This window comes from Oleiphilus sp. HI0067 (assembly GCF_001635735.1).
Genome location: NZ_LWFI01001322.1, coordinates 19,513 through 43,241 on the forward strand (window position 1 = coordinate 19,513; position 23,729 = coordinate 43,241).

23 protein-coding genes are annotated in these 23,729 nt (G+C 43.4%); 9 read left to right on the forward strand and 14 right to left on the reverse strand.

The annotated features are described in order from the left end of the window. The first annotated feature begins 13 nt into the window (after positions 1 to 13). The 3 genes from fadA (at position 14) to A3739_RS20665 (ending at position 5,203) form a co-directional block, all read left to right on the forward strand. Entirely contained in the window at positions 14 to 1,189 is a 1,176-nt protein-coding gene (fadA, locus tag A3739_RS20655) for an acetyl-CoA C-acyltransferase FadA (RefSeq protein ID WP_068479508.1), read from the forward strand. A 414-nt stretch (positions 1,190 to 1,603) separates the two neighbouring features. Next, the gene (gene topA / locus A3739_RS20660) at positions 1,604 to 4,279 is read left to right on the forward strand and encodes a type I DNA topoisomerase (protein ID WP_068479510.1); all 2,676 of its coding nucleotides are present in this window, start codon (positions 1,604 to 1,606) and stop codon (positions 4,277 to 4,279) included. A gap of 9 nt (positions 4,280 to 4,288) precedes the next feature. Then, the gene (locus A3739_RS20665) at positions 4,289 to 5,203 is read left to right on the forward strand and encodes a M14 family metallocarboxypeptidase (protein ID WP_068479512.1); all 915 of its coding nucleotides are present in this window, start codon (positions 4,289 to 4,291) and stop codon (positions 5,201 to 5,203) included. A gap of 72 nt (positions 5,204 to 5,275) precedes the next feature. Here A3739_RS20665 and A3739_RS20670 read toward each other — a convergent pair whose 3' ends face one another. The 5 genes from A3739_RS20670 to A3739_RS20690 are packed head-to-tail and all read right to left on the reverse strand — an operon-like array spanning position 5,276 to position 11,510. After that, positions 5,276 to 6,142 (reverse strand): NAD(P)-dependent oxidoreductase, encoded by an 867-nt coding sequence (locus A3739_RS20670; protein WP_068479514.1) that lies wholly within the window; start codon positions 6,140 to 6,142, stop codon positions 5,276 to 5,278. 1 nt (position 6,143) lies between these two features. Next, positions 6,144 to 6,608, reverse strand: a complete 465-nt coding sequence (locus A3739_RS20675) for a DUF1499 domain-containing protein (protein ID WP_068479516.1) — start codon at positions 6,606 to 6,608, stop codon at positions 6,144 to 6,146. 11 nt (positions 6,609 to 6,619) lie between these two features. Continuing rightward, entirely contained in the window at positions 6,620 to 9,214 is a 2,595-nt protein-coding gene (locus A3739_RS20680; RefSeq protein WP_068479518.1) for a CHASE2 domain-containing protein, read from the reverse strand. A gap of 13 nt (positions 9,215 to 9,227) precedes the next feature. Next, positions 9,228 to 10,793, reverse strand: coding sequence for a FecR domain-containing protein (locus A3739_RS20685; protein ID WP_068473013.1), 1,566 nt, complete (start codon positions 10,791 to 10,793; stop codon positions 9,228 to 9,230). Between the two features lie 27 nt (positions 10,794 to 10,820). Then, the gene (locus A3739_RS20690; protein ID WP_068479520.1) at positions 10,821 to 11,510 is read right to left on the reverse strand and encodes a response regulator transcription factor; all 690 of its coding nucleotides are present in this window, start codon (positions 11,508 to 11,510) and stop codon (positions 10,821 to 10,823) included. Positions 11,511 to 11,804: 294 nt separating this feature from the next. Between A3739_RS20690 and A3739_RS20695 the strand changes: the two genes are divergently transcribed. Together A3739_RS20695 and A3739_RS20700 are read left to right on the forward strand one after the other, a co-directional pair. Then, positions 11,805 to 12,122, forward strand: coding sequence for a BolA family transcriptional regulator (locus tag A3739_RS20695; protein ID WP_068479522.1), 318 nt, complete (start codon positions 11,805 to 11,807; stop codon positions 12,120 to 12,122). Between the two features lie 4 nt (positions 12,123 to 12,126). After that, positions 12,127 to 12,747 (forward strand): L-threonylcarbamoyladenylate synthase, encoded by a 621-nt coding sequence (locus tag A3739_RS20700; protein WP_068479524.1) that lies wholly within the window; start codon positions 12,127 to 12,129, stop codon positions 12,745 to 12,747. A gap of 2 nt (positions 12,748 to 12,749) precedes the next feature. Here the strand turns inward: A3739_RS20700 and A3739_RS20705 are convergent, their stop codons facing one another. Next, positions 12,750 to 13,361: a hypothetical protein gene (locus A3739_RS20705; RefSeq protein WP_156502725.1), complete on the reverse strand. Its 612-nt coding sequence runs from the start codon at positions 13,359 to 13,361 to the stop codon at positions 12,750 to 12,752. A gap of 168 nt (positions 13,362 to 13,529) precedes the next feature. Next, positions 13,530 to 13,745, reverse strand: coding sequence for a hypothetical protein (locus A3739_RS20710; protein WP_068479528.1), 216 nt, complete (start codon positions 13,743 to 13,745; stop codon positions 13,530 to 13,532). A 271-nt stretch (positions 13,746 to 14,016) separates the two neighbouring features. Here A3739_RS20710 and A3739_RS20715 point away from each other — a divergent pair, with 271 nt between their 5' ends. From A3739_RS20715 to A3739_RS20725, 3 genes are all read left to right on the forward strand, one after another. Further along, positions 14,017 to 14,508, forward strand: a complete 492-nt coding sequence (locus A3739_RS20715; protein WP_068502631.1) for a hypothetical protein — start codon at positions 14,017 to 14,019, stop codon at positions 14,506 to 14,508. A 119-nt stretch (positions 14,509 to 14,627) separates the two neighbouring features. Further along, positions 14,628 to 15,125 (forward strand): biopolymer transporter ExbD, encoded by a 498-nt coding sequence (locus A3739_RS20720; protein ID WP_068473191.1) that lies wholly within the window; start codon positions 14,628 to 14,630, stop codon positions 15,123 to 15,125. Between the two features lie 5 nt (positions 15,126 to 15,130). Beyond that, the gene (locus tag A3739_RS20725) at positions 15,131 to 15,637 is read left to right on the forward strand and encodes a biopolymer transporter ExbD (RefSeq protein ID WP_068473188.1); all 507 of its coding nucleotides are present in this window, start codon (positions 15,131 to 15,133) and stop codon (positions 15,635 to 15,637) included. A gap of 17 nt (positions 15,638 to 15,654) precedes the next feature. Here A3739_RS20725 and A3739_RS20730 read toward each other — a convergent pair whose 3' ends face one another. From A3739_RS20730 to A3739_RS20745, 4 genes are all read right to left on the reverse strand, one after another. Further along, positions 15,655 to 17,505 (reverse strand): hypothetical protein, encoded by a 1,851-nt coding sequence (locus A3739_RS20730; RefSeq protein WP_068479531.1) that lies wholly within the window; start codon positions 17,503 to 17,505, stop codon positions 15,655 to 15,657. After that, positions 17,502 to 19,373 (reverse strand): hypothetical protein, encoded by a 1,872-nt coding sequence (locus tag A3739_RS20735; RefSeq protein WP_068479534.1) that lies wholly within the window; start codon positions 19,371 to 19,373, stop codon positions 17,502 to 17,504. Before A3739_RS20735 ends, A3739_RS20730 begins: the two co-directional genes overlap by 4 nt. 115 nt (positions 19,374 to 19,488) lie before the next feature. Beyond that, on the reverse strand, positions 19,489 to 20,316 hold the full coding sequence (locus A3739_RS20740; RefSeq protein WP_068479535.1) for a patatin-like phospholipase family protein: 828 nt from the start codon (positions 20,314 to 20,316) through the stop codon (positions 19,489 to 19,491). A 27-nt stretch (positions 20,317 to 20,343) separates the two neighbouring features. Beyond that, complete coding sequence (locus A3739_RS20745) at positions 20,344 to 21,240, reverse strand: LysR family transcriptional regulator (RefSeq protein ID WP_068479537.1); 897 nt, start codon at positions 21,238 to 21,240, stop codon at positions 20,344 to 20,346. Between the two features lie 97 nt (positions 21,241 to 21,337). Between A3739_RS20745 and A3739_RS20750 the strand changes: the two genes are divergently transcribed. Then, positions 21,338 to 22,111, forward strand: a complete 774-nt coding sequence (locus A3739_RS20750; protein WP_369819801.1) for a ferredoxin--NADP reductase — start codon at positions 21,338 to 21,340, stop codon at positions 22,109 to 22,111. Between the two features lie 52 nt (positions 22,112 to 22,163). On the opposite strand, the gene A3739_RS20755 is transcribed toward A3739_RS20750, so the two are convergent. From A3739_RS20755 to A3739_RS20765, 3 genes are all read right to left on the reverse strand, one after another. Further along, positions 22,164 to 22,484 carry a PilZ domain-containing protein gene (locus A3739_RS20755; protein WP_068479541.1) on the reverse strand — a complete coding sequence of 107 codons (321 nt, stop codon included), beginning with the start codon at positions 22,482 to 22,484 and terminating at the stop codon, positions 22,164 to 22,166. Positions 22,485 to 22,645: 161 nt separating this feature from the next. Then, positions 22,646 to 23,317 (reverse strand): TIGR04211 family SH3 domain-containing protein, encoded by a 672-nt coding sequence (locus A3739_RS20760; RefSeq protein WP_068479543.1) that lies wholly within the window; start codon positions 23,315 to 23,317, stop codon positions 22,646 to 22,648. A 24-nt stretch (positions 23,318 to 23,341) separates the two neighbouring features. Next, positions 23,342 to 23,641 carry a YciI family protein gene (locus A3739_RS20765; RefSeq protein ID WP_068479545.1) on the reverse strand — a complete coding sequence of 100 codons (300 nt, stop codon included), beginning with the start codon at positions 23,639 to 23,641 and terminating at the stop codon, positions 23,342 to 23,344. Positions 23,642 to 23,729: the final 88 nt, after the last annotated feature.

Genomic DNA, 23,729 nt, shown 5'->3' on the forward strand with positions numbered 1-23,729 from the left:
ACGGAGAATATCTATGAGTCTTAATCCAAAAGACGTCGTCGTTGTCGATGCGGTACGTACCCCAATGGGTCGAGCTAAAAACGGCTGTTTCCGCAACGTACGAGCTGAAACCCTTTCTGCGGTATTGATCGATGCGATCTTTGACCGTAACCCAGGTCTTAACCCTAACTTGGTTGAGGACGTTATCTGGGGTTGTGTTAACCAAACTAAAGAGCAGGGCTTTAACGTAGCTCGTCAAATCTCTTTGTTGACAAAGGTTCCACACACTTCATCTGCACAGACTGTTAACCGTCTATGTGGTTCTGCTATGACTGCAATCCACACTGCAGCACAAGCTATCCAAACTGGTAACGGCGATGTATTCATCGTTGGTGGTGTTGAGCACATGGGTCACGTACCTATGACTGAAGGCTTCGACCACAACCCAGCAGCGTCTAAGTATTCTGCAAAAGCATCTAACATGATGGGTTTGACTGCTGAAATGCTTGCTAAAATGCACGGTATTTCACGTGAGCAACAAGACGAGTTCGGTGCACGTTCACACCGTTTAGCGCACGAAGCGACAATCAATGGCAAGTTCAAGAACGAAATCGTTCCTGTTGAAGGCCATGACGACAACGGCTTTAAAGTATTAGTTGAAGACGATGAAACAATTCGTCCAGAAACAACTGTCGAGTCATTGTCTAAGCTACGTCCAGCGTTCAACCCGAAAGGCGGTACTGTAACTGCAGGAACGTCTTCTCAGTTGACTGATGGTGCAGCGGCAATGTTGCTTATGTCTGCAGAGAAAGCAGAAGAGCTTGGCCTTAAGCCACGCGCTCGTATCGTATCTATGGCTGTTGCAGGTTGTGATCCAGCGATCATGGGTTACGGCCCAGTTCCAGCAACTAAGAAAGCACTTAAGCGTGCAGGTCTTAAAGTTGAAGATATCGATTTCTGGGAGCTTAACGAAGCATTTGCCGGTCAATCATTGCCAGTAATGAAAGACCTTAAGTTGCTAGATGTTGCTGATGAGAAAGTAAACTTGAAAGGTGGTGCGATCGCATTGGGTCACCCACTAGGTTGTTCAGGTGCACGTATCTCTACAACTTTGATCAACGTACTAGAAGAAAATGGCGGCAAGTACGGCGTTTCTACTATGTGTATTGGTCTAGGTCAGGGTATTTCGACTGTTTGGGAACGCCTATAATCGTTTAGTTGTCGCATCTGCTATTTTGGCTTTCACGCATTGTTGAAAGTTAGCTCAGAATGCTCATTTACTTTATGTAAACTGCGCCTCTTCTCTAACTTTCGCCTAGCCTGAAACCAAAATTTCTTGATGCTTGTAGCTACTAAGTTTAAAGCGCGTTTCGATTAAACAATCGAAATCTAAAAAAGCACGGTTTATCCGTGCTTTTTTGCGTTTAAGTGCTTGATGATTTTTTTGTCTGTTTGGAAGTAAAAATGATGGCTGATGCAGAAAAAACTTTGCAAGAGCTTGACCACTCAGCTACAAATCAATATATATGTTGCGCTAAATTTGCGTTAGGTACGCCTCTAACCATATGTTGAAAGCGTAATTGTTTGCTTTCCTTTTTCTATTTTGAGCTTTTTTTGGAGTGATATGGCTAAGTCTCTAGTCATCGTGGAATCGCCTGCCAAAGCGAAAACGATTAATAAATATCTCGGTTCGGACTTCATCGTTAAGTCAAGTGTCGGACATATTCGAGACCTTCCTACCTCTGGTGGCGCTTCGACATCTACGCCTGCTGAGCGAGCAAAGCAAGCGGCTGCAACACGCAAAATGAGTCCCGATGAAAAAGCTGCATATAAAAAGAAGAAGAGCAAAGATCAGCTGATTAATAGAATGGGTGTTAATCCTGAAAAGGATTGGGCAGCACATTACGAAATCCTTCCCGGTAAAGAGAAGGTGGTAAATGAATTAAAGAAGTTGGCTAAGAATGCCGAAACTATCTATCTCGCGACGGATTTGGATAGAGAAGGAGAGGCGATTGCTTGGCACTTAAAAGAAGCGATTGGTGGCGATGAGTCTCGCTATCGACGTGTGGTATTTAATGAGATCACTAAGAAAGCGATTCAAGAAGCGTTTAAGCAGCCAGATGAGTTGGATCAAAGCCGAGTAAATGCTCAGCAAGCGCGACGCTTTCTAGATCGAGTAGTGGGCTTCATGGTGTCTCCGTTGCTATGGGCTAAGATCGCTCGTGGTTTGTCTGCCGGGCGAGTACAGTCTGTTGCTGTTCAGCTTATTGTTGAGCGTGAGCGTGAGATTCGAGCATTTGTTCCAGAAGAATACTGGGAAGTGTTCGCCGGTTTGAAGGCATCTGGAAAGGGCGATGCACGTTTTCAAGTTTCTAAGTATGCAGATAAGGCATTTAGGCCTGTCTCAGAAGCTGAGACGAATGAACACTTGGCGCGACTAAAGTCTGACGCGTACAACATTACGAGGCGCGAAGATAAGCCCACTAAGTCTCGTCCTAACGCGCCGTTTATTACCTCTACCTTGCAACAAGCAGCAAGTACTCGACTTAGCTTTAGCGTTAAGAAAACGATGATGCTGGCGCAGCGTCTATATGAAGCGGGTTACATCACCTATATGCGTACCGACTCTACGAACTTAAGTGCTGAGGCGGTTGCTAATTGTCGTGATTATATTCAAGACAAATATGGCAACGATTATCTTCCTGAGAAACCACGCTCATACAGCAGTAAAGAAGGTGCGCAAGAAGCTCACGAAGCAATTCGTCCCTCTGATGTAACGGTAAAAGCGACGCATATATCTGGTTTAGAAAAAGATGCTGAGCGCTTGTACGAATTGATCTGGCGAAACTTTGTTGCCTGTCAGATGACAGATGCGCAGTTCTTGAGCTCTTCAGTTGAAGCAAGTGCTGGTGACTATACCCTTCGTACCCGTGGCCGTATTTTGAAGTTTGATGGTTTCCTTAAAGTGATGCCGACAAACAGCAAAAAAGATGACGATGTGATTTTGCCTGACTTCAAAGTAGGTGATGCATTATCTCTCGGCGGACTTGATCCTAAACAGCATTTCACCAAGCCGTCCCCTAGATATTCAGAAGCGGCGCTTGTAAAAGAACTCGAAAAGCGTGGTATTGGTCGACCTTCAACCTATGCTGCGATTATTTCGACCATTCAAGAGCGCGGCTATGTGCGTGTTGAGAATCGCCGGTTCTATGCTGAAAAAATGGGTGACATTGTTACGGATCGCCTCGCAGAATCATTCCCTGATTTGATGGACTACAACTTTACTGCTCAGATGGAAGAGCAGTTGGATGATATTGCGCTTGGTAACAAGGACTGGAAATCCGTTCTTAATCAGTTCTATGGTAACTTCACGGTTCAGCTAGATAAAGCTGAAGCCGCCAACGATGGTATGCGCAGTAACGATCCGGTTGAAACGGGTATCCCTTGTGGAAATTGCGGGCGCAATATGCAAATTCGTACAGCTAGTACCGGTGTGTTTTTGGGTTGCTCTGGTTATTCCTTGCCGCCAAAAGAGCGCTGCAAGAATACAATGAACCTTGTCCCCGGTGACGAAGTCGCGAGCGCAGACGATGATGAAGGCGAGTCTAAGCTACTTCGTCAGAAGCGCCGTTGTAAAATTTGTGGTACTTCTATGGAAAGCTATTTGATTGATGAGAATCGAAAGCTTCACGTGTGCGGGAATAATCCAGATTGCGAAGGTTACGAAGTAGAGGAAGGGAAGTTCCATATTAAGGGCTACGACGGGCCAACACTTGAATGTGATAAGTGTGGTTCGGAGATGCAACTTAAATCAGGCCGTTTCGGCAAATACTTTGGTTGTACCAACGAAGAGTGTAAGAATACACGTAAATTATTGAGAGACGGGAATCCAGCGCCACCTAAGATGGATCCTGTCCCAATGCCAGAGCTTCAATGTCAGAAAGTCGATGATACGTATATCTTGCGCGATGGTGCTGCAGGCTTATTCTTGGCGGCCAGTAAGTTCCCTAAGAACAGAGAGACCCGTCCACCTTTACTTGCGGAGTTGTTGCCGCATAAAAATGAGATAGATCCAAAATATAGTTTCTTGTTTGATGGGCCAGTAGCAGACCCTGATGGACATCCAAGTGTTATTCGCTTTAGTCGCAAGACTAAAGAGCAGTACTTGATGTCTGAAGTCATGGACGGTGAAAAAGCAAAAGCAACGGGTTGGACGGCCTATTACCAAGATGGTAAGTGGGTCGAGACTGCTGCTAAGCCGAAAGCGCCTGCTAAAAAGAAAGCTGCAAAAAAGAAATAGGGTTTAAGCATGGCGTATGCAATTGGCACCCCAGGTCAACCTTGGGGTGCATCCGAAATAGAACAGTGGCGTTCTGCGGTACGCTATTATCGTTCGTATCAAACTGAAGTTGTTGATCATTTGTATCGACTCTCTGATCGCTTTCATATCGATAACTACGGCTCTCTTTCTCACGACCCTATTCGATATTCGTTGTTTGCCGTTAAAACCGCTCAGCCGAATCCTGAGCTTCCCTGGGTGCTTATTACTGGTGGAGTGCATGGTTATGAAACGAGTGGTGTTTTAGGTGCGCTCTCTTTTTTAGTTAATAAGGCAGAGCAATACGAAGAGAAGTTTAATTTAGTCGTTATTCCTTGCGTGAGTCCTTGGGGCTTCGAAACGATCAATCGGTGGAACTATGACACTATTGATCCAAATCGATCCTTCAAAGATGGCGGGCTATGTGAGGAGGCTCAATTTACGATGCAATATGTTGCTAAACATGGCATTGAACCAGTGATGCATATTGATTTGCATGAAACGACAGATACTGATGCTACTGAGTTCCGCCCAGCGCTTGCTGCGAAGTTAGGCCAGAAAGAAACGCCAACACATATTCCCGATGGGTTTTATCTTGTTGGAGATAGCGGTAACCCTCAAGATGCCTTTCAGGCGCGTATTATTGCTGCTGTTGAATCGGTGACGCATATTGCACCAAATGATGAAGAAGGCTGCTTGTTAGGCGATAAGGCATCGCAGCACGGTGTAGTGAATTATGACGCTAAACTGCTTGGTCTATGTGCAGGTTTTACATCAGCAAGGTTCACAACGACCACTGAAGTTTATCCTGATAGCGAGAGTGCAACGCGCGAAGAATGTATTGCTGCGCAGGTTGTGGCTGTTGAGGCTGCGTTAGAGTTCGTGTCTGAGCAGATAAATAGCTAACACGAATGATGGCGTATTTCCGCTGGTGCGGGAATACGCTTTCTGCAACATGCGTCTGAGCTTAGATCATGCTTACTTTTGCAATCGCTTTAGTAAACTTGATGTGTCCCAACGATTCCCCCCCATGTCTTGTACGTCAGCATAGAACTGGTCAACAAGAGCCGTAACGGGGAGTTTTGCATGTATTTTTCTACCTTCTTCAAGGCAGATCGCTAAGTCTTTGCGCATCCAATCAATAGCAAATCCATGTTCATATTCGTCAGCAATCATGGTCTTATGACGATTATCCATCTGCCAAGATTGAGCGGCACCTTTAGATATCACGTCGATGACTGACTGAGGGTCGAGTCCTGCTTGTTGTGCAAAGTGAATAGATTCCGATAAGCCTTGAACTAAACCTGCAATAGCGATCTGATTGCACATTTTTGTAAGTTGACCTGCACCAATGTCGCCTAGGCGTTTGCAAGACTTCGCGTAAGTTGCGATGAATTCCTCGGCTTTTTCATAAGCGGCGTCGTCACCTCCACACATAACAGTCAGTTGACCGTTAATCGCACCTTGCTCGCCACCTGAAACGGGCGCGTCTATGAAATCAATACCTAGGTTAAGAGCTTGTTCATGCAATTCGCGGGCGACTTCAGCAGACGCGGTCGTATGGTCGATAACGAGTGTTCCTTTCGGAAGTTCCGCAAGTAAGCCATTCTCTCCAAAATACATATCTCTCAAATCGTTGTCGTCACCAATACATGTCATTACGCATGCGATATCTCCCGGAATTTGAGTGAAGTCGCTAATGACAGTACCAGAGAATTCATTGGACCACTCAGAGGCCTTGCTTGATGTGCGGTTGAATACAAATGTTTCGAAGCGTTGAGAAAGATGGCCTGCCATGTGATAGCCCATGACGCCAAGCCCAAGGAACAATACCTTTTGAGACATGTTATAGAGCCCCATCGTTAAGCTGAGAACGAATTTGTTCAATTCGATCGCGATTCACGCCAAAGTCAGAATGCCCAAGTCGGGAAGCAGAACGCACGTGTATACGTTGTTGGTTGTCGTCGAATAAGAACTCTACATCATCTACATAACGCATGATCGCGCTCGTATATTCTGCATAGATGTACTGATCAGTTTTGATGATTAGCTCAGCTGATTCGTCTGAGTTGATCGCTTTTACCAGTGCTTCGTGAGTCGAAGACTTATTGGTATAGCTAATACTTTCGATAAAGTGGTCTTTATCTTCATCCTTGAGAGAGCTGACGCAGTTTGGTGAGCTCGGACAAACTTGCAACGAGGTTTGCGCTTCTCCAAGTTGTTTCGGACGCGTTCCAGTGCAAGCACTCAAAATAAGCGTTGAGGCAATGAATAGAAGAAAAAGTTTGGTTTGATGAATAGGGTTTTGCACAGTTACTCCCGTTATTGATCGGATAGAATGGGTAGACGAATAGTAAACGCAGAGCCAACACCATAAACGCTATCGACTGAGATGTCGCCTTTGTGTTTTTCGACCACAACTTTGACAAAATTTAGACCGAGACCTGCGCCTTTAGGACCAGATTTTTCGGACACTTGTTGTCTTCTGAAACGCTCAAAAATTCTCGGTAACTCATCCGCCTTTATGCCAAAACCTTGGTCTTCGATTGTGATGACGGCGAGCGTATCTTTTTGTTGCACATCGACGTTAATCGGTTTGCTCTCATCACTATACTTGGTTGCATTACTAAGTAGATTAATCAAGCTTCGCTCAATTAGCTCAGCACTGCCAAATAGCCATATCTCTTCGTCCCCCGAGAGAGTGATGTCGATATTTTTCTGACGTGCAAGCTGGCTGATTGAATCAATGGCGTTCTCGATCGCATTGACCAATTCAAATTCGTAAAAGTCTTCTTCAATCGCTTGTTCAGCGCGAGTGATTTGTAAGAATTGATCTGAAAGGCTAAGTGAGCGTTCTGCATGACTCGCTAATTGATCAATGACAGAAGAATCAAATTCAATACGACCAGATCTTAAGCCTTGGAGTAGGGCGAGCTGAGAACTAAGTGGTGAGCGAACATCATGGGAAAGAAAGTCGATCAGTTGGTTTTTTTCACGTTGCTGCTGACGAATTTCAGTGATGTCTGACATGCTAATCATTAAACCGGCATCACTATGTTCGTCCACTAAAAATGGCAGGCAATGAATCATCACATCTCTGTGTCCAATCGATAGATTGAATTGTTTTCCTTTTCCCTCTAACAGGCACGTTGATATTGCTTGATTAAAATCATCATTGTCGGCTTTGAGAGCGGCAAAAAGCTCGTATATTGGTGTGGAGATAATTTGTTTTTTCTCAGCCTGCAACCATGATAGTGCGCGGCTATTTGCATAGACGATTAATCCGATAGGGTCGGTTACAATGACAGCCCCAGGCATTTCTTCAAAGCCGCGAGAAATAAATGTACGCATGTCTTGCATCGCAGTGATGGCGTCACGTACTTGATGAATACGCTTCGCTATCTGCTCTGATGGTTTTTTGATGATGGCTTCTTGGCCAGATTGCAGCTCCAGCTTATTCAGGAACTCAGTAATAGGGCGTCTAAATCCAGCGCTTGGAATGGCAAGCCCAATACGGTATTTATCATCTCCAATAGTGAGCTTGATCCAACTCGAGCTTTCGTCATGCTGCCATACCCCTTCTTCTAATATGCGGTATGAGCTTAGTTGGTGTGGGTTTAATCCATGAATTACGTTTCCATTGTGCGTAAAGGCATAAGCTTTGGGCTTGATAATCGCGATCAGCGCTAGGAATATTTTCTCAAGGCTATGCTGGCTCAAGCGACGAAAGCTTAGGTCAGGCTCTCTACTTAGTCTTTCTAACTCATTGCTAAAAAAACTATTTAGGTGACGCATTCTTTGCCAGCTCCATAAAGGGTAGGCAATCAATACTCCAAGCACACTGTTTACCGGTGGGAACCACGTTCTATCTAATACTAATAGAGCGTAGCTAAACCCAAATATTCCTGCCGCCAATAACATGGTTGAGGGCATGACGAAAGTTGGACGAATACGTGGAAAAATTAAGATAGGAACAAGAATGAATGCGAATGTTAATAGATATACCCACCGCTCCGAAACGCTACGAATAATCTTTTGATTGATGATTGCAGAGTAGGCGTTCGCGTGAATTTCAACGCCCGACATAGGGCTATTCATATGAGAAAAGGGCGTGGGGATAATATCACCTAAGCCAGCCGCAGTTGCCCCAATAAGAATTGTTTTGTTGCGGAATGTCTCGGCCGGTATCTTATTCGACATCACGTCAACATAACTGTAAGTCGGGTAAGTGCCGCGAGGTCCTGCAAACGGAATAAGGCGGTATTCTGCGTTGACTGCCACATATGGGACACGCGTCTGTTGGCGAATCTCTTGTAAATATTGAACCATGGGATTGGTTTCGACCGCCATGGCCATAGACATCGCAGGCCAGTATGCATCTCCGACACCTGTGTTGAGAAATATTCCGCGAGTCAGACCATCCTCATCGAGCTCAACATGGACGTGCCCTAAGCCAAGTGCGGCGTTGGCTAATTCTGGAATAGGTAGAATTTCTGAAAGCGGCTTGTCATAGGCGAGGGGGTGAACATGTAGAGGTAACAGAACATTTCCTGCATCTTCTATTGCCTCAGCGAGAAGAAAGTCATCCGCTGGGTGTTGCGTGTCATACTCTGAAAACAATACATCAAATACGATGAGTGAGGCTTGATAATATCTCAGCTTATCAACAAGTTGTGCGTGAATAGCTCTTCGCCAAGGCCATTGGCCAATGCTACTAAGACTTTTCTCATCAATCGAAATAATAACGGTATTAGGGTCTGGATCCACCGTTGCTGCATGCGTAAATGCATCATAAGTGAGGAGGTCTAGACGCTTTGCTACGTGGCTATATACAAGCAGCGCGCTCACTAAAATAAGCGCCAAAGTGAGAATGTGCTGCTCGTAAGGATGTGGATCGTTTATAGGCTTGCTTGCCATAGTTCTATTGTATTTATTGAGGAGTAGGCTCTAACAAAATATCTTTATGTGGGCCAAACTCTGAACTAAATATTTCGTCGCCTAAGCCTTTTACACGGGCATAAAAATGCTTGCCTTCTGGTAGCTTGAGGAACGCACGTGTTTTACTAAGCGTTTCTTCTTTTAATAATCTTCTGAACTCTTTATCGTCTGATATTTGTAATACATAGCCTTGGGCGTTGTCTACGGTGTGCCAGAAAATTCCCACTTGGTCGCCAATATAGTTGACGGTCAGAATATTAACGACGTCGAGTTTACCTTGAATAGATACTGCTCTTGCAGCACTAGTAGCTTCTGCTTTTCCAGCGCTTAATGTACGAACTCTCCAGAAATAATTGCCAGCGGCGATAGAGTCTTCAAGGCGGTAACTGGTATTTTCAGACCATTTTGTCGGAAGTGCTAAGCGCTTAAAGTCATCTGTTTTCGACAGCTCAAAGCGGGACAGTGTTTCTGGGTGTTTCACTTCCCATGAGAATTCAGCAGTAAACGCATCAACGATGCTCCCTGGTAGAGGTAAGTCTAGCGTCGCTGCGTCAGGGTCTTGGTTTACCTCTTCATCATTTGTCTGAACTTGAGACGCAGATTCGTCATCTTTCGTATCAACACTTGCGCCACTGGCTTTGAAGCTCGCGTTTTTGTCTTCGACATTTAAATCTGCGGGTAAACCTCGCCAATTCAGCGTTTCTTCTGCATCTGAAATGTTGCTTAAATCACTAGAGGCTTTGAAGCGAGGAAGGTTAAATAGATTGATTCTTTCAAGATTTTCTCGGCCAACAATTGTGCGAACACCATCCCCTGACTCGATCATTTGTCTTCCGTGATCATAGAAAAATTCAACTTTGCCTTCGAGAACTTCTAGCGTTGTTCCCATAAGGCTCGATCTTAAACGGAAGTCAGTGCCACGCACTGCCGCAACGGCGCTCGGTGTGCTTATTTCGTAACGAGAACCGTTTACCAAAGGACTTACGGTTGTTCGCAAGCCACCTCTGCTTAGGCGCATGCGTGTGTCTACCATCCCTACGTCTTCGTACTTGCTTAATTTGTTGAAGATTAGGTGGGAGTGCGGATCAAGCTTGACGGTGGAATTATCAGCAAATTGAACTGTGATTTTCCCATCCCTCGTTAAAAGTTCATCCCCAACATAGATCTGAGTGTTACTTTTTATCGCATGATAGCGTGTTTCTTGACGGCGTTTGATTAAAGCTAGGCCTTCAGAGCTAATAATTTTCGCTGGACGAGGTTGGTATTTGAGCCACGAGATAGGGACTTTAATAATCGAGCCGACTTGCAGATTTTCAACGTCTTTGAGGCGGTTGTAATGAGAGATAGATGTCCAAGAATACTGACGTTTCAACAAACGCTCAGCCACGTCTTTCAAGGAATCATTTGGTCTTACTGTGTAGTGCCAATCTAGGTTTTGATATCCATCATAACTCTCAGCATTGATACTTGGTGAAGTCAAAGTAAGCGCTAACGCAACAAAACTTGCTGCGAATATAAGGGTTAGACGGTGATGAACTGACTGCACAGGACCATTCATAGTATTACACTTTAAGCGGTGAAGCTTTTAGTCTCCCCCGCGCTCAAGGCGATAGCCGTGCTGATAAATAGTCTTAATTCTAAAGCCGTTCTCTGGTTTGATATTAAGTTTTCGGCGCAAACGACTCACGTGCGTATCAACAGTTCGCGTATTAATATTTGAAGAGATGCCCCATACTCGCTCTAGCAAGAAGTCGCGAGACAAAAGTCGGCCAATATTTTGGAACATAAATACCGCGAGGTCGAAGTCTTTATCTGTAAGCGAGACTTCCTCTCCAGATGAGATGATTGTTCTCTTGCTCAGATTTATGACGTAAGGTCCGATTTCTAGCTCTTCTTGTTCAGCTTGCTCTGTACCTAATCGACGGCTCAGCGCGTTGATTCTTGCCGTCAGCTCACCAATTCGTGCAGGCTTTACCAAATAGTCGTCAGCACCCGCATCAAGCGCTGTAATGATATCGGCTTCACTGTCGCGCTGAGTTAGGAATAATACCGGGACGCGCCAATTCATTTCGGCACGAACTTGTCGTAATACTTCTGTACCTTCAATGTCAGGAAGTTGCCAGTCCAAAATTAAAAGATCGTAGCTATTATGAAGAACCGAATACACAAAGGATTTTCCAGTTTCAAAATGCTCACAGTCGTGACCATTTTCTTTGAGTTGCGCAACGAGTGTTTCGGCTTGTGACAACTCATCTTCTAGTAATGCGATTCTCATTCATAACCCCACTTTGGACTTACTTAAACTGTTCTTTGATTAAATAGCAAAGCGAGAAACTTGCCATGCCACTAGTATTTTCTTATTTATCAGCGTAAGTGTAGTTGCTTTTTGAAATTTTCCGACCCTGATTTGTATCAGGATTTTACAAAGCATTGGATTAATAGCATCTAGACTAACTAGTGACGGATTTATGCCCTAATTTAAGTTGTTTAATGTGGCATTGATCACACTGCCGCATTACTATGCATGCGCATTGTATAAATAGATACTCTTAGAGCATTGGAATAGGTGATGACCCGAGAAGAGAAGTTAAAAACAAGTTTGGCGGAAGCGTTCAATATTGACTATATGCTATTGGAAAACGAAAGCCATATGCATTCGGTGCCAGAAAATTCTGAAACCCATTTTAAACTTGTCTTGGTATCAGATGACTTTGATGGGAAACGAAAAGTGGCTCGTCATCAAGCGGTGTATTCAGCAGTGAATACCGAAATGCAAAGTGGTCTTCACGCTTTGGCATTGCATCTGTACACCAATACAGAGTGGGCTGAACTTGATAATAAGCAATTAGCCTCCCCAAACTGCATGGGCGGTTCAAAAAAAGGATGATTTTATGAGCCAGTTTTTCCAGATCCACCCGGACAACCCGCAAGCAAGACTTATCCGACAGGCTGTCGACATCGTAAGGTCGGGTGGCATCATCGCTTATCCTACAGATTCTGCTTACGCATTAGGGTGTGAAATCGGAAACAAAGCTGGCGCAGATAAAATTAGAGCTATTAGGCAACTGACAGACAAGCATAACTTCACTTTAGTTTGTCGTGACCTGAGTGATATATCTGTCTATGCGAAAGTTGGTAATAGTGAGTACAGACAAATTAAAGCGCATACACCAGGGCCGTATACGTTTATTCTTCGGGCAACTAGTGAAGTGCCGAGACGTTTAATGCACCCAAAGCGTCGACAAATTGGATTGCGTATTCCTGACAATAAGATTGCATTAGATTTGTTAGAAGAACTTGGGACTCCGTTGATGAGTACAAGTTTGATTCTGCCTGGTGAAGAATATCCCTTTACCGATCCTTATGAGATTCGTCAGACTTTAGAGCATCAATTAGATCTTGTGATTGATGGTGGCTATTGCGGTCTCGAGCCTAGTTCGGTGATTGATCTATCTGATGATCAAGCTATGGTTCTGCGCAAAGGTGCCGGAGATACCCTCGCATTTGAATAAAATTAGGCCTCGCTCGCACTTTTGAATTCGGTTTGAGATAACAGGCTTTGGTAGCGCAAGGTAATATCTTTTAATTGGTTGAATTCATTTTTCTCACTGAGCAGGCTTTGAAATACCTTGTTTGTTTGGCCGTATGCTTGCGTTAACTTATTGACATTGCTCGCATATTCCAGGGTCGGGTTTTGTTTGCTCACTGCGGTGTATGCTGATACAAAATGGTTGTCTTGGCTTAACTCAAACCCGATTCGTTCTAATTGACTTTGAACGACAGGACCTTGTACTGCAAGTTTTCCATTCGCAAGTTTCTCGATTTTTAACTGAGTGTTAGGAGCGAGACCATACTCTGAAAGCTTATTCTTGATGACTTCGTTGAGGTAAGCGCGTTGCTCACCGATCTCCTTTGTTAAGTTTTTAACCTGCACATCTTTTCGTTTCTTTTGCTCAGCGATCTGTTCTAGCCCTTGTATGCTGGAAGTGCTCGGGATTTCGGATTCGGCGGAGCTTTCCGCAATTGGCTGAGGAGTATTTGATGAACTAGATGAGAGTGTTTTGAAGGCATTCTTTAGCTGAGTGCCTAGCTCTAACATTGTGTCTCGTGGGGAAATTTGGTTCATGCTCTTGTTTACTCATCACTTAAAAGGGGAACGAATTTGCCGATTTTTTGGCAGACCCTTGATTAATAGATTGAGAGCAAACTTAATACCAAATTTGCATATGATGGGATAAACAGAATTGTTGAATGAATCTTAAGCAGAGGCGGGTGCCTCTGCTGAGAGGTGCGATTAGTGCTGTTCTTGCTCGGAATATAATTTTTCAGCCCATGCTAGAAACCCTATGCACGCTGTAAGTAAGAGAGTTCCTAAGCCGTATCCTTCACTGGTTCGTTCAGTGATGCAATACATTAAAAACATAAATAGATCGAGAGTAATTAAACCGAATAGTGCTCCGGTGACATATTCCCCTTGTTCTTTGTACCAAGTCGCGAATTGTTCGCCCATTTTTATGACTCCAAAATTATTGTTATTACGAAGGCCGCTGTGGGGCAACCTTTAAAGGAGCGTTCGACTACTAACTGAGTGCGCGTTGTTTCAGTATAAGTAAGCCAAAACCCTAAATACAAGTCAGATTCGTACAAATTATGATCTGTTTTTCAGTAAAGTATGAATGCACTCGGGAACAAAAATTAACCAAACGAAAATTGCGGGCTGCGATTCGCTCTTCTATATACATGGTCGACCTTAGAGATATGTCCTGCTTTTGGAGGTGTTCATGTTTAAAGGAATTCATCGACTACTTAAATGGATGTTACGCGGAGATAATTATGGTGTGATGGCACCAAACATTTTTACGCCGTACGAAATTAAGCTCTCTTGTGCTTTGTTGGTATTAGCGGGGACGCTGATTTGGGCTCTTGCACGCAATGGTACTGAAGAGGGTATATTTGGCGTCGCGCTCATTGCCGGATTGGCATTTTACTTGTCCTATGTGAAGTATTATCGCGCATACAAACCGGCCATGGATCGCTGGGGAATTCGCGAACTATGCAATCCCAATCATCCGCGCCAGGAGTATCGGGTTGCTGCGCGTGATCTACAAATCTCGCCAGACGAGGTGAAGTTTATTGCGATGCAACATGGCGTGAAAGTGGTGTGTAATAATTCTCCAGCTAATCCGAATGTTCAGATATACGAACTTCAAAGAAATTATGAGCATCGATTATATGCCGAGAAGTGGAAAGCTCAATTAAACAAAAAGAGCTAACTTATTTGATGTGCGCCATAATACTTCTTAATCGAAAGATTGTTTTGTGCGCACCGTTCTTGATAGCAATCAGTGACTCCCTATAATACAGACACATTCTTCCTATTGTTTGTATTAGTATGATCCGACGTCACAGATGGTCTCAACAAGAAGCCGATTTAGATATCACGGCGTTCATGAACTTGATGATCGTTCTTGTTCCCATCTTGCTTATAAATCTTATTTTCTCGCACACTGCGATCATAGAGCTAAACTTCCCTAGTGCAGATCAGGTGCAAGACATTGATGCCGAGCAGCTTTCTTTCCAAGTGCTGATCTTGCCAACAGCTATTGAGCTAAAAGAGGGCGCAAATACTCTTATCAAGCGCATAGAAAATACAGATCAGAACTTGCCGAATCTTTCGGCACTAAGCTTGGCGATGCAAGAGCTGAAAAGACGTGTTCCTGATAAGCGAGATATAACATTACTCGCTCAGCCCGATTCATCCTACCAAACAATTATTAACGTCATGGATGCTGTTAGGGCATATCCTAAAGTGATAGCGGGTAATGTGGTTAATGCTGAGTTGTTCCCGGATATTGGCATTGCTGATGCCCCAGAAGTTGGAGGGAACTAATCGTTTTGAAGCAATCGGTCAAAGCAAAGCGTATAGCGCGGCATAAACGCAGAGCAGCTAATTCGGGCGGCAAGTTGAATCTTGTTTCTCTGATGGATATTTTTACCATTTTGGTTTTCTTCTTGATGATCAATTCTAGTTCTGACATTCAGGTGTTGAATCAGGACGGAAAAATATATCTTCCTGTATCTTTGGCTGAAACCTTACCAGAGGAAACACTAGTTATTACCGTCAGTGTGTCGGATATTATTATTGGCGGGCGGACTATCATTTCTAGAGATGACTTCAGTGCATTTGCTGGAGATGTGGAACCCTCTGTATCCGAAGAGCTTAAGTATCAATTGAGCCGTTCAGACGGAGTGAATATTCAAGAGCCGGCAGTCACTATTATGGCTGATAAAGACGTGCCTTACGCATTTCTGAAAAAACTGATGGCAACCTGTGTAGATACAGGCTACACAGCGGTGGCCTTAGCTGTTAATCGCAAGGGGGACGGAAAACAAGCGGGGTAATTTGTTGACTTCAGGCTCTAGGGTTCTATGAAAGGGAGCCAATCAGAGCTTGCTGGCGTGGTCGAGAGTGAAACGCTCCATTGCTCATCGCTTGGATTAAAGTAATATCCATACACCGGCGCACCTTCTTCAAAGGTTTTGGTTGCCCAGATCATGCCAAAGCGTTCGTTAATGATAGCTGCATCAATCACTTTAGCTATTTCGTATTCTAATTCTAAAGCGCCTTTTAATTCTCCCTGCCCGGTGCTTTCCATAGCGTCATATTTATAAATGCTCGCACTTCGCAAAATGCCGCCGGCGGTATTGCTAGAGTGCAGCAGATGCATTTCAGTTGTATCGGTTAGGTAGTTTTTGATCGGTAGCCATGCACTGTCGTGGATTTCAGGTGAGGCAGTACCACTTGATTGTGTTCGAGCTATCCGTTGGTCTACCATCGAATCTAGCTGGTGGTAATCAAAAATATCTTGATTATCGAACGTCTGTAACGACTCGGTTTGACCTACGATATTGGTCAAACCGCCACTTCCCGTATTGATAAGAAGAAAAGACACTTTACTTGCGTTGGTCTCAAGTAATAGTGCATCAGCATCAGATTTAACTAGCGCTCTCTCCTCAACGTTCGCTAGTGTGCGAATAAGAGTGACAGTTCCATCCGTCGCAATTTGCTTAAGATCATTTCCATCTAGCACTAAAATTGTTTCATTGCTTAAGATATTAAGTTTTGAAATGTCTGCGTCGGCCGGATTTGTCCACGTATAAATTGGGTTTGCTAATGCATTAATACGAGCACTGCCTTGTATCTTGTCAAACATAATGGACTGGCTAAGTCGTACCAACTTGTCACCATGTAAGATGACAAAATCATCACTGCCGTTTGGGTAAGGATTTAGAACTTGAAAATCCGCGTTCAGCGATATGTTATTGGTGCTCGTATGCTCCCAAAGTTGGAAGGTGTTTGTGTTGTCTGAATCAATTGGTTGTTGCAGGTCGTAAGCGAGCGTTGATGGTGATGTTAAAACTGAATCGCTCTCGCTGTAGTTTAAAAGTGCATAGCCAATGCTCGGGATGTTTACGATTAAATCGCTTTGATAAAACAGGCTTTCTGGCGCAGTCTCACGTGTCGCTTGATAAATTGAATAGGAGATGTTTTGCAGTTCAAATTCTACTTTTGTCGCATCTGGGTCTGAGCTGTCGGGATCTGGAACTTCTACCTCTACAGGCTGCTGAACCCTGTATTGATTATCTTCATTTGGCGAAATATTAAAACGGAAATAATTTACTTGCGCTAAGTCTGAACAGTCTGTGTCGGCTGTAGATGCTAAGAGCTTTAGCTCTTGCTTTGGCTCGAACTTATCTTGTCTCAAAGCATCATTGTCGAGTATCTGGTTGGCCAGCAGTTGGCAAAATATGCGATCTCCAATGATATTTGTATTTGATTCTAGGTCGAATATGACTTGCTCTCTTCGAGAGGCTAGGTCGAGAAAATATAGTTTACTTGTTTCGCTTGGATCCAAATAGCTTATGAATTCAGGACTTGCGCCTCTATCGGATGGGAAATCTTCGTTATCGCGATCGCCAGATAAATCTATATCTAAGAGTAAAATTTGGTTTTTATTACTAACCAAATTTGTGAGTTCGGGTACTGTTCTTGGTGTTGGTAGAAGTGCGTTAGTGACCTCAATAACTGTTATGTCATTCGAGTCAATATTAAAAGCCTCTATTGGTTCCACGTAGTCTGGCGTTATGGTCGTGTCTATGGTGTCAGAGTCACTTATTAGTCCGAGTTCACCACAGCCAACTAGGCTCAACAATATTGCAGCCAGTAATACAAGTTTATTCAAGGCGAATAAAAAATTAGATCGAATCATAAGTTAATGGATGTCTTATTTTTTTGCTCGGTGACGGTCGCGAAATTTAAAGTGATCGGGTTACCGGTTGTAACGGTTCTGACCAAGCTTAATGTTTGAATTCGGTTTTCTTCCTCATCTTTAGTTTGCTTGGGTTCAAAGAAATAGCCTTCAGTTCCTAAGCGAGTATCAACTTGGAAACCACCAAAATCGTTGTTTAGAGTGAAGTTGGCGCCATAAATCTTATTTGATACGGAGCTTACATCCCCTTTGATCTGACCTAGAATCACATCTGTTGTAGAGATGACGCGTTCTTCATCATCTTCATCCAGTTCTTCGAAATTAAAAATTCCATCTATCTGGTTTCCATCATATTTCGCCACATAGGGATCAATCAGATATTCATCTGAACTGTCTTCGTCAGAAACAAATATCAATAAGTCGGCTTCGCCAATGGGGTTATTCAAAAAGCCAAGTTTAGCGCCTTCGATAACTCTAACTATCCGACTAGACTCAAATTCCGCGGTGACCCACGTGTTTGTAGAAATGTTTTCAGCAAGTATGTTTGTGGGGGCTAAGGCGTTGATATAAATACGAGATTCATGGGTCGTTAAATCAATATCCGAAGCGCTATTCACTGCGAAGATTGTTTCTGCTCTCGAGTCGTTAGAGAAAATCAACAAAGATTGATAAGAAGCAAATTCTTCTATTGTTACGATATCTCCAGTATCTAAAGCAGCAAAAGTTAACGCGATTAGGCCTGTTTGTTTTGTATAGAGTTCTTCATCATTGCCAGAGTCAAACTGATATCGATAGAGAGTGTCATCGCCTTCATATGCAATAAAACCATCCGTTAAGGCATGGTTTGGGACGGAACCTTGGTTTGCATTATCAAATGTTGAGCGTGCAAGTGATAAATACGCTTTGATTGCATTTTCACTAGCCACAATATCTTCTGAGTTAATAAGAGTATTGAGCGTGGCAAGACTTAACTCATGAAGAGTTGTATAACTAGCTTGGAGGATTTGGCTATTGTCATATTCTTTTTGGTTTCGGAATATAACTAAGCGGTCATCACCTGCACTTACAACATATGGTGGGGGAGTTTCTTCGTCGCTTGCCGGCTTATTTTCTGACTTATACTCAAATGGAAAATCGAACAATGTAGGTCCATTCCAAACCCTACCGCTCAATGCTTCTGTTTCAGCGTTGTGTGATACCCATATCGAGCGACCTGTTTGCTGCTCACCATCATCATCGTTGTAAATAAAATTTGGATCAATCAGAAATGCTCCAAAGACTTCTGAGCTACTGACGTTAAAACTTTCATTAAGGATGTTCGAACGAGATATATCAAAGTCTATGTAGTGATATCGATTTGTAGCAAATGAGCAGTCAGAGCCATTTTTAAGCGCGACATATACTGCTGTATCATCGATTGTCTTCAGGTAGTAGTCACTATCTGAATCAAATACTGAAAATGCAGGTCTTTTGGCTGCGTATACGCCGCACACGTCATCGATAAATTCTTTGAGGTCGTATGAACGACGGTTTGCTGTTTTCGAATAATTAAGCAACTTAATCATTTTTCCGTCAACGTAGGCTGCGAATTCGTAGCCAGGAGCATCTTCGTCAGTATCGAGCACCACGACGGAGTTTGGTTCTGCATTGAATGTGGCTAGTTCGTTGATGCGACCACTTTCGGGATTGAATTGGAATGCTTTACCGACATCTTGACCTGATTCATTTTCTGTACTGAAAAATACATTGATGCTCTGCACTTCGTCTTCCTCGCGAGCGACGGGTGGAGTTTCACTACACGCACTCAGTGCGAGAAAGGCAACCAAACAAATGATCAGATGAGTGCTTCGCAGTACGCTAAAACTCATGGGCACAACATTCCTTTGAGAAAAGTAATTTAACCCAGCTAGTATATAGAGCTAGGATTTTGAAGCGAAATCAAAGGCAAACGATTGGGATAAGGGTCACACAAGTAACGTGGTCTTAGCCTAATAGTTGCTTAAGATAATGTTTGGCATCGCTTTTACCTTGTTCGAAAGTAGAGTGGACCTTCTTTGGTGATGTGTAATCCCAGCTTTCTACCTCTACTTTTTGAAGAGGGCAGAGATATGTGATTTTTTCTGTATTCGGTAGGTCTTTATAGGGACGCGACAGTAATACAAGAGTTTTGCTTTGATTCGTATCGACGCCATGAACCGGCACGTTATCCACCATCCCACCATCAAGAACGTGTGTATTATTGTGTCGCATAATTGGTGTGAAAGGCGGAGTGCATGAGGAGCTAAGAATAAGGTCGGCGAGCTCGTCAATAGTCTTTGCCTGATTGGCGACAACAAATCGAGAGCGAAACCCTAACTTTCTACCCCATTGGGGATGAACTCTGTGGTGAATCTTTTTTTCAAGCTGGTAGCTAGCAAGGCCAACTAGAACCCCAGAACGAGGTCCAAGCCAGGCAGGTAGCTCGGCTAAGAGTACTTTGTTTTTTGTGGCGTTTTGAAGTGTAACGAGGCTTGGCTTATCTAGAGCTTTATGGATGATCTTTCGGTATAACTCTGAGTGCGGATGTATGTTTTTTCCTTGAAGCGCGTGTGACCAATATCTGTTTTTACTATTTTGTGCTTGCACTTCCATTGTCGCATTGAGTGTTTCGTCAAGTCTATTAGCCAGAATGGCACAAGATATCGCTGAGCCGGCACTAACAGAAGCAATCTTTGTCGGGGCGAGATCGATGTGTTTTGCAAGCTCTTGCCATAGCCCTGCTTGCCAGAAACATCTGTTTCCCCCTCCAGCAAAAACAATATTTTGATACATCTCTGTCCTATTTCCATGGATGTTAAGCTAGCGTACTTGTAGTGAGTTTTTGTCTCTACACAAGGTAAGCCAGTCGCTCATGGTGTTGTTGATAAATTTGTCTTTATGATGAATGAGATAAAGTGATCGAAGAAAGTCGCGTTCGGGGACACTTAATTCAATTAGTGTGCCCCGATTAAAGGCGTCTTGCAACGTGATGCGCGAAAGGCAGCCCAAGCCTATATTGCATTCAACGGCCCGTTTGATGGCTTCGGTATGCTCCAGTTCCATGGATATCTTTAGTGAGCTTAGTAATCCATGCATGGCATGATCGAAGGCCTGGCGAGTTCCTGATCCGCTTTCTCTCAGTACCCAGTTTGAATTCAATAGTTCATCATCATTTAGAGATTTACGTTTTGCTAAAGGGTGTGAAGGCGAACAAAACACAACCAGTTCGTCAGTCAACCAAGTTTCTACGATCAAACTATTGTTGTTGATTTCGCCTTCGATAAGTCCGATGTCCAATTCATAATTTAGAACACGATCCGCGATTTCGGTTGTATTCGCGACATTGAGAGTAACGCTTGCATCAGGATGTGATTGTTTAAATTCGGAGATCATATTCACTGCTAGATAATTGCCGATGGTTAGCGTTGCTCCAATATTCAGTGAAACATCACTTACATGCTGGGCGAATGATGACTCTAGAATTTGAGCACGTTCTAGTAAGTTATTTGTTTCTTGTTGGAGAGCTTTACCCAAAGCATTTAGTTGTAAGGATTTTCCAATTCGATCAAATAGTTTTACGTCGAACTGGTGCTCCAGGTTTTTTAACGATTCACTGACGGCAGACTGAGACATCGCTAAATGTTCTGAAGCTACGCTGACATTTTCATAGTGTGCTATCGCGACAAATACTTCGAGTTGTTTCAATGTAAAACGCATATCGACAAATCCGAATAAACTTATTTATATATCCTGTTTTACAGATATGTTAGTGGCTTTTAAACTTCTCATCAAGATTTACGAAAGTGCGGAGAAGATTATGGGTTTCATGACCGAAAAAGTTACAAGCGTTAAACATTGGAACGATACCTTGTTTAGTTTTAAAACGAGTCGTGATCCGTCGTTTCGTTTTAAAAATGGGCATTTCATAATGATTGGCTTGCCACATGAGGGGAAGCCTCTAATGCGCGCTTATAGTATTGCGAGTGCGAACTATGAAGAAGAGCTCGAGTTTTTCAGTATTAAAGTTCCTGATGGGCCTCTTACATCTAAGCTTCAAAAAATCAAAGAAGGAGATGAGATTCTTCTTAGCAGAAAACCAACTGGTACTTTGATTCTCGATAATCTCTTGCCCGGGAAAAACCTATATTTGATTAGCACAGGTACTGGGTTAGCTCCGTTTATGAGCATCATCCGTGACCCTGAAACCTACGCTGCGTATGATAATGTGATTCTAACGCATGGTACGCGGTTTGTTTCTGAATTGGCTTATCAAGATGAAATTCTCAACGACTTGCCAAACAACGAGTACTTTGGCGACGAGGTCAAAGAGAAACTAATCTATTACCCAACAGTTACTCGCGATGAATTCAAAACTCAAGGAAGAATTACCGATGCGATGCGTAACGGAAAATTAGCCTCAGATATCGGTTTGCCACCCTTAGATCTTGAAAATGATCGTTTCATGATTTGTGGTAGCCCAAGCATGTTAAAAGAGACATGTGAAATCCTTGATGAGATGGGGTTTGAGGAAGCTAAGCAGGGTAATTTAGGACACTACGTTATTGAACGAGCGTTTGTAGAGAGTTAGTTTTCACTAAACAAAAAAGGCGTGCTCAGCACGCCTTTTTTGTTTGTACTCATTAGTTGAATTCAACAATTTCGGCTCCAACTACGTATCCCTCTGGTCCGTTTGGAGCGCATCGAATGACGCGCAAAGTCGCTGTTAGATCTGCTGTTTGTTCGGTGCCAGATTTGATCGTGGTGCGAAAAATAGCATCTTTATCAAGTGGTTCTTTCAGCCTAAACATCAGACCAGCTCCACTTAAGTTTAAGCACATAGCTGGGTATGTTTTGTTTGAGTCGAGCATGTGAATCTCAATGTCAGTGTTTAATGCCATTCTCCGAAAATTGCGTTTTTCAGAATAATTGCGTTGTACATTGGTCATAGCGACATGTGCCATAGCGACTTGATCCTGTTATTTTCTTTTATATCTAGCAGATAGATAAAGAATAATCCAAGAATCGGATAAGTTTTGATCAAGAGGGAGGCGTGACGGTGAGACTGTCTACTAGGTCTCACCGTGCTACGAAGTTTTACAAATGAAGGGGAATGTTGAGTTGCTTAAGCCCAGCTATCGTTCTTTTTGCTTGGTTTAAGTAGCGGGACGATGAGCGCAAGAATGACACCTAGTAGAACAAGTGCGCCTCCGATTAGCATCATATTGGATTCCGACTTGTCTTTTAATCGAGCATTCTCAACCTCGAGTAGTTCGAGTTGATTGCGTAACTCTTCATTGCTCTCACGCAGCTCTCGGTTGCTGCGGTCTAGGTTAAGAGCATCCGCTGATACGGATTTAACACGCGCTAACTCAGTGTTGTTAGCGTTTAGTGTTTTACTCGTTTGTGCATGATCTTTCTCAAGTGCATTGAAGTTACCTTGCAAGGCGTTGAGTTTTGTATTCAGATCTTTATTGCTAGTACGCAATTGATTTAATTCTTTTTCTGCTTTGGCCAATTTCGCTTTCGCGATAGGTTCTGCAGATAGGTAGCGTGTTGGCAAATAACCCTCTGTTCCGCCTTTTGTGCGTACAAAGGAGTACCCTGTTTCTTTGTTTTGTTCGATGATTTCAATGGCTGTGCCGCTTGGAAGTCCTTTGTGTACGATGCGGAATCCTGTGCCTTCACCACTTCTGAGTGGAACGAGTAATGTGTCATCGATATACATCGTGCTGGCGTGAACAGAAGCGCTCAGGCTAAAGCTTAGAATAATTGCGATGATAGAAGCGAATTTCATGGCTAATTTTGTCCTACAAATTAATTAAGGAAGTACTTTTTTAAATGGTTTTACGACGACGTTTGCGTAAACGCCTGCCGCAATATACGGATCATCGTCTGCCCAGCTTTGTGCTTCAGAAAGGGAGGCAAATTCTGCAACGACAAGGCTCCCTGTAAATCCTGCTGGTCCTGGGTCTTCAGAATCTAAAGCAGGGTGCGGTCCTGCGATCAGTAATCGGCCTTCATTTTTTAGTTGCTCAAGTCGTTCTATGTGAGCAGGGCGTGCTGATTTGCGTTTTTCTAAACTGTTTTCCACATCTGTAGAAATAATGGCGTAATACATAATATCTCAACTGTGCAATATGTCTTCTAGCGCGAGGCCGGTGAGTGATTTAATTTTTTTAAATATATACATCATCGCGATAATCATA

Bases quoted from the DNA above. Each gene is read 5' to 3' on its own strand.
- A3739_RS20740 (WP_068479535.1), bottom strand. From the start codon at position 20,316: ATGTATCAAAATATTGTTTTTGCTGGAGGGGGAAACAGATGTTTCTGG.
- A3739_RS20765 (WP_068479545.1), bottom strand. From the start codon at position 23,641: ATGTATTACGCCATTATTTCTACAGATGTGGAAAACAGTTTAGAAAAA.
- A3739_RS20665 (WP_068479512.1), top strand. From the start codon at position 4,289: ATGGCGTATGCAATTGGCACCCCAGGTCAACCTTGGGGTGCATCCGAA.
- A3739_RS20700 (WP_068479524.1), top strand. From the start codon at position 12,127: ATGAGCCAGTTTTTCCAGATCCACCCGGACAACCCGCAAGCAAGACTT.
- A3739_RS20710 (WP_068479528.1), bottom strand. From the start codon at position 13,745: ATGGGCGAACAATTCGCGACTTGGTACAAAGAACAAGGGGAATATGTC.
- A3739_RS20685 (WP_068473013.1), bottom strand. From the start codon at position 10,793: ATGAATGGTCCTGTGCAGTCAGTTCATCACCGTCTAACCCTTATATTC.
- A3739_RS20680 (WP_068479518.1), bottom strand. From the start codon at position 9,214: ATGGCAAGCAAGCCTATAAACGATCCACATCCTTACGAGCAGCACATT.
- A3739_RS20695 (WP_068479522.1), top strand. From the start codon at position 11,805: ATGACCCGAGAAGAGAAGTTAAAAACAAGTTTGGCGGAAGCGTTCAAT.
- A3739_RS20745 (WP_068479537.1), bottom strand. From the start codon at position 21,240: ATGCGTTTTACATTGAAACAACTCGAAGTATTTGTCGCGATAGCACAC.
- A3739_RS20730 (WP_068479531.1), bottom strand. From the start codon at position 17,505: ATGATTCGATCTAATTTTTTATTCGCCTTGAATAAACTTGTATTACTG.
- A3739_RS20705 (WP_156502725.1), bottom strand. From the start codon at position 13,361: ATGAACCAAATTTCCCCACGAGACACAATGTTAGAGCTAGGCACTCAG.
- A3739_RS20760 (WP_068479543.1), bottom strand. From the start codon at position 23,317: ATGAAATTCGCTTCTATCATCGCAATTATTCTAAGCTTTAGCCTGAGC.
- A3739_RS20715 (WP_068502631.1), top strand. From the start codon at position 14,017: ATGTTTAAAGGAATTCATCGACTACTTAAATGGATGTTACGCGGAGAT.
- A3739_RS20720 (WP_068473191.1), top strand. From the start codon at position 14,628: ATGATCCGACGTCACAGATGGTCTCAACAAGAAGCCGATTTAGATATC.
- A3739_RS20735 (WP_068479534.1), bottom strand. From the start codon at position 19,373: ATGAGTTTTAGCGTACTGCGAAGCACTCATCTGATCATTTGTTTGGTT.
- A3739_RS20690 (WP_068479520.1), bottom strand. From the start codon at position 11,510: ATGAGAATCGCATTACTAGAAGATGAGTTGTCACAAGCCGAAACACTC.
- A3739_RS20755 (WP_068479541.1), bottom strand. From the start codon at position 22,484: ATGGCACATGTCGCTATGACCAATGTACAACGCAATTATTCTGAAAAA.
- topA (WP_068479510.1), top strand. From the start codon at position 1,604: ATGGCTAAGTCTCTAGTCATCGTGGAATCGCCTGCCAAAGCGAAAACG.
- fadA (WP_068479508.1), top strand. From the start codon at position 14: ATGAGTCTTAATCCAAAAGACGTCGTCGTTGTCGATGCGGTACGTACC.
- A3739_RS20670 (WP_068479514.1), bottom strand. From the start codon at position 6,142: ATGTCTCAAAAGGTATTGTTCCTTGGGCTTGGCGTCATGGGCTATCAC.